This is a genomic window from Oscillatoria sp. CS-180 (assembly GCF_028330965.1).
GTDB lineage: Bacteria > Cyanobacteriota > Cyanobacteriia > Phormidesmidales > Phormidesmidaceae > Halomicronema.
In genome coordinates, this window is record NZ_JAQMUB010000070.1 from 36538 (window position 1) to 55165 (window position 18628).

Genomic DNA, 18628 nt, shown 5'->3' on the forward strand with positions numbered 1-18628 from the left:
CCCAAGCGTGCCTCAAAACGGTCAATATCGCCACCCTTTAAGAGATTACAGCTTAATTTGCACCCAGTGCTATTTTTGCATTGGAGGGGACCACAGCCCTCCTATGGAAGGAATGACACCATCGTTGGAAGACGGTTGCATAGAGCTGCGAACCAAGGCATTGGCGATCGCGCAGCCCACGAAGGCCACCGCAGCAGGCAGCAACGGCAACCAGCCATTGGCGACAAAGGCAACAGCAGGAATACCAATCATCACGAGGCTACCGCCAACGAGACCTAAAAACAGTACCCAGGACTGTCTGACTCTCCAACCGATTAGGCTGCCGCTACCTGCCGCTAGCACAATCCAAGCCAGCTCAGCCGCTTCAGGCAAGGCCCAAGGCAACGTTTCCTCCTCGAAAGCTACTCTCAAAATCTGGCTGACCGCATGAGCATGGAGGATAACCCCTGGCATTAAAAAATCCTCTTGAGCCGCTTCACTGTAAGGCGTATAGAAGAGATCCTTAGCCGAGGGGGCCGTTGTCCCAATGATGACGAGGCGATCGCGAATCATATCTTCAGTAAATTGCCCAGCCAGCAATTCACTCAGGCTTAAACGCGGCAACGCATTTTGAGGTGAGCGATATTGCAGCATGAGTTGATACCCCGCATCATCCGCCCTGTGATAGCCACCAAAATTCGCGTTGAGGGGAACAAGGGTGGTATCGTTCAACGCCAGGTAATCTGGATTGAGATCACTTTGAAGCGGCAGGATATCCTGCGGTTCCAGATAGGCCAGCGCCAACCGCAGGCCGAAGGAGTAAAAAACCTCCCCATCGGGCCGATCGTCGGTCGAAGCAAATAGGAGATTGCGTCGCACTACGCCATCAGAATCAATGGGAAAATCGTTGAATCCCACTTGATCTGGCGGCATCACTTTAGGAGCCGGAATTGCTTCCGAAGGGCGCATTCCCAACTTGCGAATGGTGACGACATTGTCAGCCTTGAGCGTTTCCAAAAGCTCTGCGTGACCCTCACCTTGAGGAATGTCGCGATACAAATCCAGACCAATGACTCTGGGGTCATGAGCCTGCAACGTTTGAATCGCCTGGCTCAGGACAGCATCGCTGGGAGTCGATCGCTGGAGTGCTCGCAAGTCAGCTTCAGTGATTTCGACCAGCAGCAGGCGCTCATCAGGTCCCAAATCGGCCTGCCGCTGTATCCACTCGTCATAGACCAGCAGTTCAAACGGCATCCATCCGCCGACCTGCCGAATGGACAAGACGATAAGCGTCACTAGCGACGGCGCGATCGCACCCCTCAGCCATCGCCAGGGTGACTTCGTTGCGCCTTTGCTCTCAGGCACTGGAGTAGGCAAGTGCAACGTCGTTTGAGGAAAATCAGCTTTGTGAGCCGCTGATAATGTCTCCAAATTGTTCAGATCCTCAAGCGCCGCTGTTGCCGATGCATAGCGCTGGTAGATCGAAGCGTGGGTTAATCGTCGCAAGAAGAGTTTTAACCCTGGACTGACATCGGGCACTTCTGTTTCCCAAAGCAGTTCTCCCGTCTGCGGGTTTTCAGCAAGTTCCGTCGGCGATCGCCCCGTTAGGCCCCGCACTACCGTCATTCCCAGCGAATAGAGATCACTGCTATAGCGGGGACGACCCGCAAGCTGCTCTGGTGCAGAATAGCCCTGAGTTCCTACGCTGACCGTGAAGCGATCGCTGCCATCTGGATTGACCTGGGTGGTGATTTCTTTAACAGCTCCAAAGTCAATCAGCATCAGCTTGCCATCCGTACGACGGCGCATCAAATTGCTGGGTTTGACGTCGCGGTGAATAACATGTTGCACATGGATGAATGCCAAGATGGGCAGAACCTCTTGCAGCAACTCCACGACTTGTGATTCTTGCCAAAGGGGCTGTCGCTGAAAGACCTCACTAAGGGACTCCCCATCAATATATTCCTGCACCAGATAAAACTCACCTTGGCTCTCAAAGGCATCCAGCAATTTTGGAATGCGATCGTGGGTTCCCAACTGGCGAAGTGCAGCCGCCTCAGCTTTGAAGAGGCGGCGAGCCGTTTCCAAAAAAGGCGGCGATGAATTGGCGAGTGTCAGTGGTGTAGAGGAGCCTGGCAACGTTAGATGCTTGATCACACACAGGACATCTTTTTCCTGACCATCTTGTGCCAAATACGTTTTTGCAAAACCGCCTTCGCCCAGAGGCCGAACCAGCTGATAGCGCTCAAATAGCAAATTCTCTGTCATGGCACGAGCAACGATCAGGATGCCATATTATAAACTCCCTGACTTCGCCCCTTGCGCAACCCTTTCTCATCAAATTCCATCTCAAGGTTCCTACGGGGGATCAGTAGATGATTTATCCTATGAAAGACTGACGAAGTTATCCACGTCTAGTAACTACAAGACGATGGCTACCTTCAACTTACAATTTGCCCTAGTAGAAAATCTAGTCTCGTTTCTACTGAAACTGATATCAATCGAATGCTGGATCGCTTACTCGACATTTCCACCAACCTCGGGGTCGATACCCTTTTGTTGCTGCCTGTACTGATTGCTTTGGAAGCTGTTTTATCGGCAGACAACGCGATCGCTTTGGCCGCGATCGCCCAGGGTCTGCAATCTGAAAAACAGCAGCAGGATGCTCTCAACGTGGGACTTGTCGCTGCGTTTGGCCTCCGCGTGTTGCTGATTCTAACCGCATCGTGGGTCTTGCGATTTTGGCAATTCGAAGTCGCTGGGGCCGTTTATCTGCTGTGGTTGGTTTACCAACACTTCACCTCCAACGTTGACGAGGACGAGCATCATCACGGACCCCGCTTTGCCTCGCTTTGGCAAGCGATTCCCACAATTGCGCTGACTGATTTGGCGTTTTCTCTCGACAGTGTTACCACGGCGATCGCCCTCTCCCGCGACATTTGGGTCGTCTTACTGGGCGGCACCATCGGCGTCATCACGCTGCGGTTCATGGCTCAACTCTTTATCCGCTGGCTGGAAGAATACGAATATCTAGAGGATGCGGGGTTCATCACAGTGGCTCTAGTCGGCATTCGCTTGTTAATTCGAGTTGCCAACGAGGAGTGGGTTCCACCCCAATGGCTCATGGTGGGACTCATTGCAGCTATCTTCGCCTGGGGCTTCTCAAAGAAGACGGCCCATGCCGACGCCGATGGCGATGTAGCCCATTTGCAGCAGTCTGACACCTCTCCTCTAGGCGTCGAGAATACTCATACCGAAGGTACCAGCGTTGAAACCTCAGAAGAATCTCGTCAACCAGCCGGCGTGTCTGGCTTAAAGTCAGAGCCAGAGGGAAACGAGGATTAACCGGACTAAAGGGGAACGAGTGGATATCTCAACGGGCGATAGCTCTCGTTTTGCTTAGCGCCAGCATTCTGTCATCCTTCTGCCTTTCACCGCTCACCGATGGACAGGATGCTGTCCATAAAAGGGCAAAACGGTTTCCCAGCTAGGGCGATCGCTCCCTTGCCATTGCGAATGGGCTAGCGCTAATACTCCGGTCACCGTATGGGCTAGCCCGTCTTCAGCTTGAATGAGATCGTAGGGCGTGGACCATGTACGGAGCTTGCTGTCCCAATCCGCCTGAGAATATACGGCATCGGCAAGAGCGACCTGAACAACGGCAGCTTGACGCTGATAGATAGCACCAAACACATCGCCTCGCTGAGCCTGCATAGAGACTGCGATATGAGAGGGTTGAGTCGATTGGTCTGACAGGGTTTGCTGATGCTGCTGAGCGATCGCGGCCAAGCTTGATATCCCAAACAGGGGCACCGAAAGCTGTTGCGCCAGCGTGCGAGCCACCACGACGCCGATGCGAGTGCCCGTAAAGCCGCCGGGACCTTTGGCAACAGCCAGGTAAGCAATGTCCCGCCATTGATAGGGTTGCACAAAGTCTTGCAGGCAGGTATGGAGATATTGAGTCAAATCGCGACCCAACGGCCAGACGCGCGATCGCGTTGTCTCCTCTTCTAGATGAATCAGCGCAAGACCCAGTTCAGGACTGCTCGTATGAATGGCTAACCCGATCATGACTCACTGCGAACCGTTCCGTCAGGCATCACGGTTTCATTGAAAGTCGCCCCTTCCAACACGGCCCCTTCCAAATCGGCATCCTGAAAAACGGTTTGGGTCAGATCAGCACCGCTTAGGTTCACGTTAGAGAGTTGAGCATTGGCGAAGGATGCCGACTTGAGGTTCGCTCCTAAAAGATTGGCCTCCTTGAGATTGGCATTGGCAAACTCTGCACCCGCCAAGTTAGCCCGGTTCAGACGTGCTCCGTGTAGGTTCGTCTCTTCCAACGTTGCCTCACTCAAATCGGCACTGAGTAAACGAGCATCTTCCAAATTGGCATCAGACAAATTGGCCTTCGACAGTTTTGCCCGCTGGAGTTCTGCCCGTTTGAGGTTGGCTCCCCTCAAATCAGCTGCCATCAGGTTTGCCCGACTCATCTCGACCCCAATCAGGCTCGCTTTGCTGAGATCGCACTCGCTTAAGTTGACGCTAGATAAATCGGAACGGTTCAGGTTGACGCCGGACAAAATCGCTTTACTCAGAACCGTTCCCGCCAGGTCAGCGCCTAGCAGATTGGCTCCGGTCAGCGTTGCCCCAGTGAGGTCAGCCTTGTTGACATCGGCACCGCTCAAGTCCGCACGAGACAGATTGGCACTCGATAAATCAGCTTCTGAGAGGGAAGCGCCGATAAAATTCACACGGGATAGATCCGCTTTGCTGAGGTTAGCGTGGTTTAGCTCAGCATTGCTGAGATTGGCTCGACTCAAGTCAATTTCAACACCACCATTCTCTTCACGCCATTGATTCCAACCGTCAATACCTGCGCGAAGCTTTGCAAGCTGCTCTTCATTTGCCATCTTGCCGTCTCGCCCTCCCTGTGTGTGTTTGACAGGCCAACCCCATCTAGACTGTACGCAGAGCTTCCGTCGTAGACCAAGCTAGCTAGACCATGCGTAATGCCTAGATTAGAACAGAACGCTGGATCAGCCTCATCATATTTGTACTAAGACAACTATTCGACCGCTGTAGCGCTTTTCAGCGATATTCTACACAACTTCTGATGACAGCCGTTATGAAGGATAGACGAAGGTGGACCAAATTTTGACCAATCCAGTTGCTGTGGCACTGAACAACTGGGATGAGGCGTCTACATCAGCCGATAAAGTCCGCAGGGCTAGAATAGGTGCGGATTGCTGCGGTGCGATCGCTACCCTTTCGATATTGCTGCCAATCCCCTGCTGTTGATTGAGCCGCCAACACTGCATATGCCCATCTTGAGTCCCGATGATGATATCGGGCTGAGTGGGATGCGATAAGAGCGATCGCACGGGCAAATAAAACCCCTCTGCCTTGACCGATTTCAAAATGCCTCCCGTCTCAGGATCGCGCCAATGCACCGCAACATCCCATCCAGCAGTCACCAAGGCTTGGTCGTTCGCCAGCCAAGCCAATGCAGTAATCGCTCCCGGCTGACGACTGAGCGTTCTCAAACAGTCGCCAGTCGGCAAATGCCAGATTTTAATCTGCCCTTCTGTATCGCCACTGGCCAGCAAAGTACCCGAGTGACTGATAGCTAAGCTCGCAATACTGGCTCGATGTGTTGGTTTGAGAACTTGACTTGTTCTTGCCTGCCAGTTCCATCGGTGAATGCTGCCTTGCTCATCTGTGACCAGCAGCTCTTGCCCATCCGCCGTAAACAGAAGCTGGGTGATGGGCTGAGAGAGTCTCAGCAGGGCCTGACCTTGCCACTCGTCTTCAGACCAACTCCACTTTTCCACAGTGCCCTGGCGTGTGCCTAGCAAAAAGATCGGTTCAGCGGGATGAAGGACCACAGCAGACGGAGCCTGTTCGAGTCGAAGCGTAGACAAGCAATTTGCGGGATCGGTAAGCGATCGCACCTCGATCTCAGGGGTGTCTTTCAACAACAGCAGATGATCTACAGACGGAACAGGTACGGCATCCACTATCGTCATCTTCAAGTCGATTTCTCGCTGGGACATCCATCGGCTGTTGGGAACGGCAGCCATCACAGGCGAAGAAAGTGTTGACACCGTCATAGTGTCCATCCCCAAAGCAGACATCACCGCCTCAACGGTAGCGATACGATCACGCAGGGCAGGCTGCACCATTTGATCAATCAGGTTTGCCAAATCGGGCTGCACGTCGGGCACAATGCTGCGCCACTGCCACCAGCCATTGAGGCTATCAAATAGATCAAAGGGCGGCAGTCCGGTAAGCAGATGCAGGCAAACGACCCCCAAACTATAGACATCGCTCGCATAGGTCGCCTCACCGCGTAGCTGTTCAGGAGACACGTAATCAGCGCTGCCGACAACGGTGCCGGGTCGAGCCATGCGGGTCGCCGTCATGGGTTTAATGACACCCAAATCGACGAGCCACCAATGGCTCTGTCCAGGAGGACAGCGAAAGTTGGTGGGCTTAATATCGCGATGGATAATGCGGTTTCTATGCAAATAGTGCAGCACGGGTAAGACGTCCTTCAGAAAAGTCCGCACCTCTTTGCTACTAAATGGACCCCGCTTTTCCTGCAAACGCTGGTCAAGATGAGGCCCTTGCAAAAACTGCTGCACTAAGAACTGGTGCTTGTCTCGCTCAAAAGAGGCCAACAGGTCGGGCAGTTGTGAATGTTGGCTAGCAATAGTGAGGTGATCGACATCTTTGCGAAAGCGTTCTGCTGAGGCTTCTTGCTCTAAAAGAGTATTGCCAAAGGGGGTGAACTGTTTGATCAAACACTGAGAATCGACAAGCGTCGCGCGATCGCGTCCAATATAGGTCCGACTATTCTGTCCAGGCCCCACCGGGTAAGCAGCTTCGTAGCGATCGCCCAACTGCAGCCGCCAGCCACACTGCTGACAAAAACGATGGCTGTCAGGATTACGAGGTTTGGCACAGTCCGGATTGAGGCAGTGGATCATCGTAGCCGTAGTCGCATGAGCACCGGGAGATGATCCGAGGCTTGGGCAGTGGTTTGAGGAATATCGACGTCCACCAACTCAATGCTGTCAGGCGTATAGAAAATGTAGTCCAGTTTGTATTGAGGCGAGTCAGACGGAAAGGTGAACTGCTCCGACTGAGTCCAACTTTCAGCAGAAACTGCTGGGGTAAACGTAGACGACTCCAGGACAGTTTGAATAGAGCGTGGCTCTCCCTCGTCATCACGATTAAGGGCGCTATTGAAATCGCCCACAAGAAGTACCGGATGCTGTTCCGCATACTGCTCGGCCAATGCTAGAACAAACTCGGTTTGATTTTGACGGGTAGGTCGATCAAAGGCTTCCAAATGCAGATTAATCACAATTAGGGTCTGATCGCCAATCTGCACATCAGCGACCTGAGCCAAGCGATCCAAATACAGAGCGTTGAAATAGAAGGGATTGGTTGCCACCTTTTCCAGGACGAATCGTTCATGGCGCGTGATTGGAAAACGGCTCAGAATAGCTTGCCCGGAAAGAATTTCTCCAAAATGGGCTGTAGGAGACCAAGAGGGAAAGGGCACATAGCGCTTGTCCCAGTTGATGGCGATCGCCTGCTGGGGATATTCAAAAACAGTGTTGAGCGCCTTCACCTGATCAACTCGAAACGACCGCCTGGAGTCAAAATCGATCTCTTGTAACGCCAGAATATCTGGGTTCAAAGGCTTGAGCGCCTTGATAACCGTATCCAAATTGTCGTCGTACAAGTCTTGAGTACGATTAACGGCCTGATTGTTCGTTAGCCCTGATAGGTAACCAATGTTGAAGGACAGTACCGTAATCTCGTTCGTCGTCGTTTTGAGCGGATACTCATCGGATGTTTCTAGCCGGGCGTAGTCCTCTTCAGAATATCGGCTGGAGCTAGCCCAAAGGAAAAATACGCCAACGAACAGCAAGCCTGCTCCCAATAGGATTAGGAGACCTGTCAAAATCTGTACACCCAGTCGAAGAGATGAATTCACAATTCTATGTGCTTTGAAACGTAGATCGTAAAAGGATGTCGTGCACTTGAACGTACTCTGGCTGCTCTAAAACATAGGCCACCGCATTCGCAATATCTTTGGACTGCAACACTGGAAAGCGGGAATAGATTTCCTCAGCTATGGAAGCATCGCCGTGATACTTCTCAGCAAATTCAGTCTCAGTGAAGCCAGGACTAATGGATGAGATGCGGATTTGGCTATCAGCCATGCGGAGTTCTTGTCGTAGAGCTTCCGTCAGTGCTCGAACGGCGTACTTGGTAGCCGCATAGACACCACTCGCTCCTGGAACGCGGTGTCCCGACAGAGAACTGATATGAATAATGTGGCCGCGATCGCCTCGTCGCTGCATGTCCTTCACCGCCTCCCGGGTACAGACACAAAGCGCAAGTATATTCACATCCAACATTTCGCGCCAGGCTTCCGTTTCACCCGACATCAGCGGTGCTTTGTGGCCCAAACCCGCATTATTAATCAACACGTCAACGCCGCCCCACTGCTGCCGTACCCTCTCAAACAGCGAGAGAATATCAGACTCCTGACGCAGATCGGTAGCCTGGATAAGAACCTCAACTCCGGCAGCAGTTAGCTTCTCCTTGAGCAGTTCCAGGCGATCGCGCCTGCGGGCACAAAGCGCCACCCGATATCCCTTATTCGTCAAGGTTTGAGCCACTTCAGCACCAATGCCGCTAGAGGCTCCCGTGATGAGTGCCACGGAGGAAGGGCGATCTTGATTAGGAGAAAGGGAGGTCATTGCCAATAGCCCACGGATGTCTCACACCTGGCAAAGTTGTAGCATAGAAATGTACTAATGAAGTTACAAGCCCCAGTTTTTATGAAATAGCTCTTATTATTTGGCTGTAGGTGTTTTGCAGCAAGATGACTTACTCGCAAATGATTCGTATCGGCATTGGTGTTGTGCTGGGAACCAGCATCCTAACGGGCTGTGGGCCAGGAGAGACCCCTGTCACAGAGGACCCCTCTCCAGAGTCAGAGGCAGTAGCGCCCGATGCCAGTGCTCCTGATTCTGCCGTTTCTGACCCGGCTGATTCCCCAGACGATGCCGCTTCCGAGGAGACCTCGCCATCTGAAGCCAACACTCCCGAGCCATCGACTCCTCAGACAGACGTATCCGACTCCTCAGCCACTGCCGAGGGGGAAACGCTGATCAATCCTCCGCAAGCCGCAACATTGACAGCGCGACAAGCAGGGTCACGGATTAATTTGCGATCGCAGCCCACAACCGATTCCGAGCGTCAAGGCTATGGCCTAGTAGGAGACGATGTTGAACTCTTGAGGGCAGCTGAAGGCTCCGATGAATTGACGTGGTACTACGTGAAATTCGACGAATCAGGTGCCGAAGGATGGATTCGCGGCGACTTCATCGACACTGCTGAAGTCACTGCCAGCGCAACTACAGCGAGCAACAGCACGAGTGCCGCTGGCAATAACAGTGCTGAGGTCAGCATTGACAGCTTCACTACTGATGAAATCTTTGCGGTAGGCAGTGGTGGATGCGGCATGACCCTCTGGCCGTCTAACACCAATGAGTTCATTTTCTTCAATGGGCTAGACAATACCGGCATGTGGATGAAACTGGATGGTGATATGATCCAGTTTCGTCGCACGGCTGCATCAGGTCCTGAGTTCTATGGACAGTCAGGTTCTCAAAGCTTTGTTAGCTTGGATGGAGCCTACGAAGTAGACGTAACAACGACTGCCGGCTCAGACAAAGGCTACGAAGCCATCAATATTGATTCGGGCACATTGACGCTGAAAACAGCCGGAGATGCCACCGACATTGCAGTGGAAGGAGACGCTGGGTGCTGATCCCCTTTCGTCTGCTGCCCTCCGCTCTCTATTCCCACAGTCGCCGCCGTTCAGGTCCATTAAGGCGCTGATGAGCATCGCGCAGTAGATTAGGAATGTCCAGCTTGCTGGGACAGCGGGGTAAGCAATCTCCACAATCCGTGCAGCGATTGCCTTTACGGCCTGGAAACCAATGTCCGGCATTCTCGAACATACGATAGCGATACTGACCATAGTCGGTCATATCGTAAGCGATCGCCAAATTTCGCAATCTCAGGACCTCGGGAATGTTAATGGTTTCAGGACAGGGCAAACAAGCATAGCATTGATGGCAGCGGTCTGCTGCTAGGGAAACTTGAAGGGCTGCTTCCAGTCGTCCAAAGGCTGCTTGTTCCTCAGCCGTTAGGGGACCGGCGCGATCGCAGACCTGTAGCGGCAACATCAGTTCTTTGGGCACAGCAGGCCCCATGCTCAAAGTTGTTATTTCGGGTTGGCTCAGCAGCCATCGATAGGTCAGATGCAGTGGCTCAAACGGTGTACAGAGATGCCGCAGCTTGTCGGGCGGCGTATACAGCAAACCTCCCTTGTCAGCAGGGGAAATGATGAAAACCCCCATGTCGTGTTTGTGAGCAAGCTTCACGACGGACTGATGTCGAGGAAAGAACGTGTAATAGTGCAGGTTAACGAAAGCAAATAAGTTTGTCTTGATCGCAGTGGTGATGAGGTCTTGACTGCCGTGGGTTGAAAATCCAATGTGCCGTATTTTGCCAGCCGCCTGAGCTTCTTTAAGTGCTGCCATACAGCCGCTAGGATCTTGCACCCAAGCCAAATGCTGAGGGGTATTAAGGCCATGAACCGCGAGACAATCAATTGTGTCTACCTGGAGGCGAGCTAGGGACTCCTCTAGGTGAGCTGTCATTGTTGCGGCATCAGGCGTAGGCGAAATTTTGGTTGTGATAGTGAGGTGCGATCGCGCTTCATGGCCTAGTTCTTGAAGCACTTGTCCTAAGAGCGTCTCGCTCTCTCCATAGCCTCGGGCCGTTTCGATATGGTTAATACCCCGCCCAAGAGCTGCCTTGACTGTCGCTGTGAAGACTTCAGCCGAGGAAAGCGATCGCATTGTTCCCAAAGAGAAAACGGACAGTTCAAGTTCCGTTTTTCCAAACCGGCGATACTTCATGGGGGAATAGGACAAATAACAGTTAGGCTAGTCAAGATAAAAAGCCGTTCAATTGCGGCCAGCGCAACATGCCTTACTGCTTTGCCAAAGCTAAAATTGGAACACTTGTAGATAGTCTGCTATTTGGCGCTGCTCAAAAAGATCCTATCGCTTTACCCGTCCACTCATCTATTGCTCAAAGGTATCGTTACTGATGCCACCACGCTGAGTAAAGTCTGAAGGACTCAGGTTGGAAATAAACTCGCGAAAGGCCTGTTTTTCGGCTTCATCGGCAGCCCGATCAACTGGAATGGAAGCATCAGCGATCACTTCTTCCATGACCCAAATGGGTGCATCCATGCGAAGAGCGATCGCGATGGCATCGCTGGGACGGGCATCTAGTTCTTTCCGGGTTTCGCCTGCACTGAGGGTGAGCAATGCATAGAAGGTATTGTCTTTCAGAGCATGAATGACGATACGTTCTAGAGCCATATCCCAATCGTCCAGCATATTGACGAACAAGTCATGGGTGAGTGGGCGAGGAGTTTGCTGATTTTCTAGAGCATTGATAATTGATTTGGCCTGGTCCTGTCCGATATAAATGGGAAGCGCACGGCGGTCTTCGGTATCTCGCAAGAGCACCACTGGATTGCGAGAAATCGCATCGAGTGCAATACCAGCGACTTTCATCTCAATCATTAGCTTGGCCTCGGGGTCTAGCTGAACTAGGTTGGCAGTGGGAAAACTCCATACTGGATGTGATTTTAAGTGACGGCAACGATTTATTTAGCTTTCACTCCGTAACAAAATTTAGGCCGAGGTCAGAGGAGTAAACTGTCCCTAGCTCGTAGCTCACCCACTTATTCATGCTATCGAGCACCTCAGTTGATGTTAGGGAAGAGAAAAATCGGTATCGTCTTTAAGTATGCCCTTATCTTCTCCTGTATGGGGCTAGATATCGTGATTATTTTGGGTAAAGGATTGTGTTCACAGGCTTAATACAATCGCTGGGAAACTTAACACGTCTTGATACAAGTCATCTCAAAATCGAGTGTCATGCAGAGACCCGCGATCGCATTCTTCAGGACATGGAAATCGGTGACAGTATTGCAGTTGATGGAGTTTGTCTGACTGTCGAAACAGGTTTGCCTAATGGGTTTATTGCTACGGCCTCTCCAGAGACGCTGGCTCGTTCTACGCTGGGTGAATTGGCAGAGAACGCAGTGGTGAATTTAGAAAGCTCTCTACGAGTGGGCAGCAAAATTGGCGGTCACTTTGTTACGGGCCACGTAGATGGGTTTGGCACTTTAGAGGCGGTGACGGACACTGAGACATCTTGGGAATTGCGTTTTCGGGTGCCCTCCCCCCAGGTTGCTCGTTACATCGTTCCTAAAGGCAGCATTGCCGTTAATGGCATTAGCCTCACGGTGGCAGACTGTAGCGCCAGTGGCGACTGGTTTATGATCGCAGTTATTCCTGTGACCTATGCAGAAACCAATCTGCACTATCTGCGGCTGAACCAGTCTGTCAATTTGGAGGGAGATGTCTTAGGTAAGTATGCCGAGAAGTTCCTGAATTTAGGGCCTTCGTCCATCATGCAGCCTGAAATCTCTCTAGAATTCCTGACAGAGCATGGATATACGTGAAGTGACTTAGCAAGAGTTGTCGCCGTAGGGTCGCGAGCGATCCTTAAGGCCTGTCATCATTAGATCTGCAATGCTTCAGCAATGAGGGCTTCAGCCCCTAGTTTGTGAATCTGAGGCGGGCGCGGAATGCTTATCCTACAAGGCTCTTAGCACTAATCAATGACGCGACCTAAGGGTAAGCATGCGATCGCAAATGATTGACAAGCGCCTGTAAGCCCAATCGATAGCTCTCAGCCCCAAAGCCAGAAATCTGTCCAATAGCAACAGGCGCAATATATGAGTGATGTCGAAAAGGTTCCCGCTGATGAATATTACTGAGGTGAACTTCAACGGTGGGAATGGCAACGGCGGCGATCGCATCACGAATCGCTACGCTGGTGTGGGTATAGGCTCCAGGATTAATAAGCAACCCGTTAAATACATCAAAGGCACCCTGAATTAAATCAACCAGGATGCCTTCATGATTGGATTGCTCAATGGATACAGTCACAGAAAGCCTTTCAGCTTCTGAATTCAGCGATGCGTTAATATCATCCAGCGTTTTCAAACCATAGATATTAGGTTCACGCTTGCCCAACATATTTAAGTTTGGACCGTGAAGCACCAGTATTTGGGATTGAATCTCTTTCACGCTAGCTAAAAACTTTAGCGGATGCAACGGTCGTCTACTGGAATTGGTATAGGCTCATGTTCAGGCTGCGTCTGAGGCCCAAAGAGCGCATCAGCCAAACGGTTTAACCACTCTTTCAGCTTATCTAAAATCTTTTCAATATCCATGAAAGCGTTCTCCTTTCAGTGACAGATGCGTCTCTAAGCACAGGTTTCCCCTGCAAGAAACAAACCTGCCCAACGCATTGGGGCAAAATAGCATCTTTCATCCGATCATAACGAATCTGGAAAAATGATCAAGGTTAAATGAAGATTATTCTGTCTTCAGTAAGAGGCGCAAAAGATCTAAGGCAGAACAGCAGCTTAGGTGGCGGATCCAATCTCGACCCCGCAAATTGCCAAAACGGTAGCAACGACTTTCGACCCAACCTTTAGGTCCTGCAACCCCGATATAGACTAGCCCAACGGGTTTCTCCTCAGTTCCACCACCGGGTCCTGCAATCCCGGTAATACTCAATCCCCAATCTGTACCCAAGCGCGATCGCACACCCTTAGCCATCTGACAAGCAACAGGATCACTAACAGCCCCTTCAGATTCCAGCACGGCAGGTTGGACGCCAAGCAAACCAATCTTCACCGCATTGTCGTAAGAAATAATACCGCCCATAAAGTAATCGGAACTACCGGAAACCGCCGTAAGCATGCGTCCCAAGCCTCCACCTGTACAGGATTCCGCCACCGAAAGCGTTTGTCCTTTTTCTCGCAAGCGTTCGCCAACTACGGATTCAAGGGTATCCTCATCTGTTCCGTAGTAGTGATTTCCGGCAATCTTCATAATTTCTTCGGAAATCGGTTTGATTAGCGAGTTGGCCTCTGCCTCAGTAGCAGCCTTAGCAGACACCCGAAGTTTGACGGTACCCTGACTGGCATAGGGTGCCACAGTTGGGTTCTCTAGCTGTAAAAGGTGAGCCACTCGTTCTGCCAGCGTTGATTCCCCAATTCCCCAAAACTTAAGGGTGCGGCTGTAAATGGGAGCAGATGACCAGCCGTGTATTTTCAGGTAGGGCACCGCTGTTTCCTGCCACATGATGTGCATTTCTTTGGGCACTCCCGGAAATGTCATCAGTACTAAGCCTGGGCAGGGTTCCCAAATGATGCCGGGGGCACTCCCTGCCGGATTTGGCAACACATCAGCTCCTTTGGGAATTAGCGCTTGTTTGCGATTGCTGGGGGTCATCTCGCGTCCGCGACGAGCGAATTTTTGCTGGATATCCTCCAAGACATCTGATCGCTCCTCCAGCGGCGCATCAAAAAAATCGGCTAGGGTCTCAACGGTGAGATCGTCAGGGGTAGGACCCAGGCCCCCCGTGAAGAAGAGGAGGCGCGATCGCTCACACGCCACTTTCACAACCTGCTGAATTCGCTGAGGATTGTCTCCCACAACGGTTTGGTAATAATGAGGAATGCCCAGCTGAGCGAGTTCCTTAGCCAAAAACTGAGCGTTTGTATTGAGAATATCACCGAGCAAAAGCTCGCTACCGACACAGATAACTTCTGCACTTCCCTTCATGATCTCCGCTGTCCCAACTGCAGATTAAGCCTTTGCACTATAGAGCTTTCTCATCGTGGCATGATTAAGGGCAATAAGCTGTTTGCTGATTCGCGATCGCTCACCCAACATCCTTTTTCAATGCCCCTACGGTAGCGGTCTCTAATGATTCTGTCTCCTTCTATGAAAATTTTCTTGCCCCAAATGTCCCCAGTCGTTGGATGGTGGTTAGGAGGGGGACTTGCCTTTCGGATAATCGTCGCTGGGCTGCTGCCAATAGGGTTCGACGAAGCTTATTACTATCTCTACAGCCGCCATCTCGCTTGGAGCTACTTCGACCATCCAATTATGGTGGCGCTAACAACAGGTCTAGGCTGGTGGCCTACTGGCATTATCACTCCGCTCACCATTCGCCTGGGTGCATTAGGGCTTCACACCCTGAGCTTGCTATTGCTATACCTCGTCGCCCGGCATCTATTCAATGAAAAGACAGGCGTTTTAACGATCGCGATCGCGTCTATCGCCCCTATCTTATGGATTGCTTTCGGCGTTCTCACGTCTCCCGACAACGGTCTAATCTTTTTCTGGACGCTGACGCTACTGATTGCCGCTTGGGAGTTCATCCCCTATCAGATGTCAAACTCTACAGCACTAAGACCATCGGCTTATAAACCGTCTTACCGCATCGCTCTGATTGGGTTGACCTTGGGTTTGACCTGTCTCAGTAAATATCACGGGTTTGTGTTGGGTGCTGGACTGGTCGGGTTTTGTCTCGCCAGCGATCGCGCTCGTAAGGCCCTGAGGTCGCCGTGGATTGCCCTGTCGCTACTCATTTTTCTGCTCACACTGACGCCTCTTTGGCTGTGGAATAGTCAAAACGAGTGGTTTTCCTTTCGCTTTCACTTATTTATGCGATTCGAGGGAGACGGAGACCCTAACCCCTATCGCGTTTTGGATGCGTTCGGTACCTGGCTGCTCGGAATACTCTACCTATCGCCCACGATTGGCTTTCCGCTGTGGTGGAGCACAGGGCGATCACTAGTGCAGTCTTTACACGATCGCTTTACCCACCCCCTCTCTGAGGGCGAAAAAGCCGCTCGCGATCGCACAGCCCTAATTTTGTGGACTTCTTTACCCCTTGCCTTAGGCTTCACGCTTTTGGGAGGCAAGCAGGCAATTTATCCAGCTTGGCCTGCTCCAGGCTTTTGGGGACTAACATTGCTGCTAGCTCACAGCGCGGTGAATTGGCGATCGCGTACGCTTCGTCGTTGGCTAGGCGGGACCGCTGCATTTTTAGGAACGCTGGTGCTGATAGCATTGCTACATCTATCGCTGGGAGTGTTGCAAAAACCAGGTCATTTCAGTCCTCTAGGCGGTTTGGTACCAGTGGAACAGGATGGCTCAACCACTTTGTTGGATGTGCTGCAAATGCGATCGCGCTTCTCTCAGACGCCAAAACTGACCCAAGCACTAGAGAACGCAGACTTTGTTTTCACCGATGAGTTCTATCTCTCTGGATACGTTGATATGGCTTTGTACCCGCTAGCGAGCAAATCCATAACTTGCTTTAGCCAAGATCCTCGTGGGTTTGCGTTTTGGCATGATCCCCAACGGTGGTTAGGACAAGATGCCCTTTATATAACGCTGGACAGTCTGCATCGCGATCGCAATGCCCTGACTGCTGAGTTCCAGCCTTATTTTCAAACCCTAGAGCTGGTGGAAGAGCTACAGCTTACTCGCGGCGGCGCTATTACAGAAACAGTTTTGATCTATCGTGCTTTGAATATGCAACAGGCGTATTCCTATCCTTACCCGTAACACATTCAACTTCGACTTGAGTGTCCGAAATTGAGACGCTCTGGCACCTTTAGATCGATGAAGAATCAGTATAGAACTTGCGATCAACCCAACGCTTGGCTCGTTGAATAGCATCTGCCCTCGTCCAAGCTCGGGGCACAGCTACTGCACAGCCTGTTTCATAGTTCACCCAAGCAGCATAAGTGGTGAGGTTGTCCGATGAACCTTGCTCAATTTCGATAGTTAGTCCTCGATAGGGAAACGCTAAAACAATGTCAGGATAGTGGGGATCGATAATCATGGATGCTAAAGGCAATCAGAGTGATAAAGCCAACGCGGCTCAAGGATCTGTAGAGCAGTTGGCTTCAAGATTCACTCAAATTATGACGGGTTAGGAATTCTTTCTGTTGCAGCGAATGCCTTAGACACTATTTTGTGAATAACGCTCAAGCTCTCAAATTTTTATTGGGGAGTCCAAACGTATCGGACACAGCCGAGCAACTGGGGAGCCGAGCGCTGCAATGTTCATCCCGTGAAGGAAGGATATAGCCATCGCCAGTGCCGTTAAGACAAAACAGCAAACCTCTGGCTATGCGCTGAGGGCCCAGAGGCTACTGGATGCACAAGCCTAGATGGCCCTCTGCTTCGAGAGCTGCAACGTCTCCAAGGTGAACTGAGCAAAGGCATACAGCATTAGGGTTTCGCCAAGCAGCTCGGCAAATTCTTCTACCGTGATCCGGAGATGTTCCGAGAGAAATACGACTTTGTCAGAAGAGTGAGCTGATAGTCCAGAGGCGATCACTCCCTTTAACATTTCAGCTCCAAACCCGCCCATCAAGAATACGCCCAACCCCATGCCTACCCAAAGCACCGTAGTTCGGTGGTGCAGCCATGCCCAAACCAAATCCCGCCAGCCTAATAGAGGAATCCCGATTAATAGCCCCAGATAGATCAGCTTCCAATTAAACTGGTCAAGCATGATATGCAGTTTGGTCAACTCATCCAAACAAGCATAGAAGCACAACGTTGCAACTGCCGATGGCAAGAACCACGAGCACGGACGCACCATTTGTCGACGCAAGACCAGCAACAGCAGGCACAGTCCGCCAATTGTAAACAGATGGGCTGCTTGCAGCAGAGAGGGCAGCGATCGCAATCCATCAAAATCAAAGAGGGCAGCAACTTCACCCTGCCTAAAGATCATGGTTAGGTAGGCCAAGGCCAAACCCAACTCGACACAAATGAGGGCGATCGTACTTTTCCATAAAACTTTTTGTAGGGTCATTAACTCTATTCCGGTGACTCAATCCAGCTTGCCCGTAGACGAAGATGAACTGCTGTCGGATTTCGTCGGATTTTGTCCGCAAGAAAACAGCCTGTCAGAATCTCAAGCTTTGAATTTTGACTTAAGCTGATGCAGGCTGATTTCTAGTAACCCACTGTGACTGATGCGCTAATTTCCCCAGCTATTCCTAAGCCTCTACCTCAATCTGAGTCTCCTGCCAAATTAGCGATCTTGGCTTCCGGCAACGGCAGTAATCTAGAAGCGATCGCCGCTGCAATCGACAGGGAAGACCTCAACGCAACGATTCAGGTCGTTATCTACAACAATCCCGATGCTCAGGTGGCGAATCGAGCAAGCGATCGCGGATTGCCGGCTGTGCTGCTTAACCATCGCGAATTCGATAGCAGGGAGGCCCTCGACAGAGCCATCATCAATGCTGTAAAAGATCACGATGCGGAATGGGTCATCATGGCCGGATGGATGCGTCGAGTTACGGAGGTGCTGATTAACGCTTTTTCCAAACGTATCCTGAATATTCACCCCAGTCTGCTACCCAGTTTTCCTGGCATTCGGGCAGTAGAGCAAGCCCTAACGGCGGGCGTCAAAGTTACCGGCTGTACGGTTCACTATGTAGAACTCGTCATTGATAGCGGTCCTATCATCATGCAAGCAGTCGTTCCCGTGCAGCCAGATGACACACTCCAATCTCTGCAAACACGGATTCAGACCCAAGAACATCGAATCTATCCAGCCGCGATCGCGATCGCGA

Annotated in this window: 18 protein-coding genes; 5 read left to right on the forward strand and 13 right to left on the reverse strand. The window is 51.4% G+C overall.

The genetic code is table 11. The features are described 5' to 3' along the window. Positions 1–69: 69 nt before the first annotated feature. Complete coding sequence (locus tag PN498_RS16990; RefSeq protein ID WP_272064169.1) at positions 70–2247, reverse strand: CHASE2 domain-containing protein; 2178 nt, start codon at positions 2245–2247, stop codon at positions 70–72. 237 nt (positions 2248–2484) lie between these two features. Here PN498_RS16990 and PN498_RS16995 point away from each other — a divergent pair, with 237 nt between their 5' ends. Then, a complete protein-coding gene (locus tag PN498_RS16995) occupies positions 2485–3324 on the forward strand; it encodes a TerC family protein (protein WP_272064170.1) in 840 nt (279 codons plus the stop codon). A 93-nt stretch (positions 3325–3417) separates the two neighbouring features. Here the strand turns inward: PN498_RS16995 and tsaB are convergent, their stop codons facing one another. The 5 genes from tsaB to PN498_RS17020 all read right to left on the reverse strand — a co-directional run bounded on the left by tsaB (position 3418) and on the right by PN498_RS17020 (position 8759). Beyond that, positions 3418–4050: a tRNA (adenosine(37)-N6)-threonylcarbamoyltransferase complex dimerization subunit type 1 TsaB gene (gene tsaB, locus PN498_RS17000; protein WP_272064171.1), complete on the reverse strand. Its 633-nt coding sequence runs from the start codon at positions 4048–4050 to the stop codon at positions 3418–3420. Then, complete coding sequence (locus PN498_RS17005; protein ID WP_272064172.1) at positions 4047–4889, reverse strand: pentapeptide repeat-containing protein; 843 nt, start codon at positions 4887–4889, stop codon at positions 4047–4049. The genes tsaB and PN498_RS17005 overlap by 4 nt, the downstream gene beginning before the upstream one ends. Before the next feature lie 213 nt (positions 4890–5102). Next, positions 5103–6968, reverse strand: coding sequence for a serine/threonine-protein kinase (locus PN498_RS17010; RefSeq protein WP_272064173.1), 1866 nt, complete (start codon positions 6966–6968; stop codon positions 5103–5105). Then, positions 6965–7987 (reverse strand): endonuclease/exonuclease/phosphatase family protein, encoded by a 1023-nt coding sequence (locus PN498_RS17015; RefSeq protein WP_272064174.1) that lies wholly within the window; start codon positions 7985–7987, stop codon positions 6965–6967. Before PN498_RS17015 ends, PN498_RS17010 begins: the two co-directional genes overlap by 4 nt. 4 nt (positions 7988–7991) lie before the next feature. Beyond that, a complete protein-coding gene (locus PN498_RS17020; protein ID WP_272064175.1) occupies positions 7992–8759 on the reverse strand; it encodes an SDR family NAD(P)-dependent oxidoreductase in 768 nt (255 codons plus the stop codon). A 125-nt stretch (positions 8760–8884) separates the two neighbouring features. On the opposite strand from PN498_RS17020, the gene PN498_RS17025 reads away from it, so the two are divergent. Next, positions 8885–9835, forward strand: coding sequence for an SH3 domain-containing protein (locus tag PN498_RS17025; protein WP_272064177.1), 951 nt, complete (start codon positions 8885–8887; stop codon positions 9833–9835). A gap of 28 nt (positions 9836–9863) precedes the next feature. On the opposite strand, the gene PN498_RS17030 is transcribed toward PN498_RS17025, so the two are convergent. Beyond that, positions 9864–10994, reverse strand: coding sequence for an aldo/keto reductase (locus PN498_RS17030; protein WP_272064179.1), 1131 nt, complete (start codon positions 10992–10994; stop codon positions 9864–9866). Between the two features lie 168 nt (positions 10995–11162). After that, on the reverse strand, positions 11163–11672 hold the full coding sequence (locus tag PN498_RS17035) for a bifunctional nuclease family protein (RefSeq protein WP_272064181.1): 510 nt from the start codon (positions 11670–11672) through the stop codon (positions 11163–11165). Between the two features lie 284 nt (positions 11673–11956). Between PN498_RS17035 and PN498_RS17040 the strand changes: the two genes are divergently transcribed. Beyond that, positions 11957–12619, forward strand: coding sequence for a riboflavin synthase (locus PN498_RS17040; RefSeq protein WP_272064183.1), 663 nt, complete (start codon positions 11957–11959; stop codon positions 12617–12619). Positions 12620–12788: 169 nt separating this feature from the next. On the opposite strand, the gene aroQ is transcribed toward PN498_RS17040, so the two are convergent. From aroQ to PN498_RS17055, 3 genes are all read right to left on the reverse strand, one after another. Then, entirely contained in the window at positions 12789–13250 is a 462-nt protein-coding gene (gene aroQ, locus PN498_RS17045; protein WP_272064185.1) for a type II 3-dehydroquinate dehydratase, read from the reverse strand. A gap of 14 nt (positions 13251–13264) precedes the next feature. Further along, positions 13265–13396, reverse strand: a complete 132-nt coding sequence (locus PN498_RS17050) for a hypothetical protein (RefSeq protein ID WP_272064187.1) — start codon at positions 13394–13396, stop codon at positions 13265–13267. A 145-nt stretch (positions 13397–13541) separates the two neighbouring features. After that, positions 13542–14798 (reverse strand): competence/damage-inducible protein A, encoded by a 1257-nt coding sequence (locus tag PN498_RS17055; protein WP_272064189.1) that lies wholly within the window; start codon positions 14796–14798, stop codon positions 13542–13544. Between the two features lie 183 nt (positions 14799–14981). On the opposite strand from PN498_RS17055, the gene PN498_RS17060 reads away from it, so the two are divergent. Further along, on the forward strand, positions 14982–16595 hold the full coding sequence (locus tag PN498_RS17060; protein ID WP_272064191.1) for an ArnT family glycosyltransferase: 1614 nt from the start codon (positions 14982–14984) through the stop codon (positions 16593–16595). A 49-nt stretch (positions 16596–16644) separates the two neighbouring features. On the opposite strand, the gene PN498_RS17065 is transcribed toward PN498_RS17060, so the two are convergent. Together PN498_RS17065 and PN498_RS17070 are read right to left on the reverse strand one after the other, a co-directional pair. Further along, a complete protein-coding gene (locus tag PN498_RS17065; protein WP_272064192.1) occupies positions 16645–16875 on the reverse strand; it encodes a hypothetical protein in 231 nt (76 codons plus the stop codon). 327 nt (positions 16876–17202) lie between these two features. Continuing rightward, entirely contained in the window at positions 17203–17859 is a 657-nt protein-coding gene (locus PN498_RS17070; RefSeq protein WP_272064193.1) for a hypothetical protein, read from the reverse strand. A gap of 156 nt (positions 17860–18015) precedes the next feature. Between PN498_RS17070 and purN the strand changes: the two genes are divergently transcribed. Further along, positions 18016–18628 (forward strand): phosphoribosylglycinamide formyltransferase (gene purN / locus PN498_RS17075; RefSeq protein WP_272064195.1); only part of this gene is annotated, 613 nt, incomplete at its 3' end.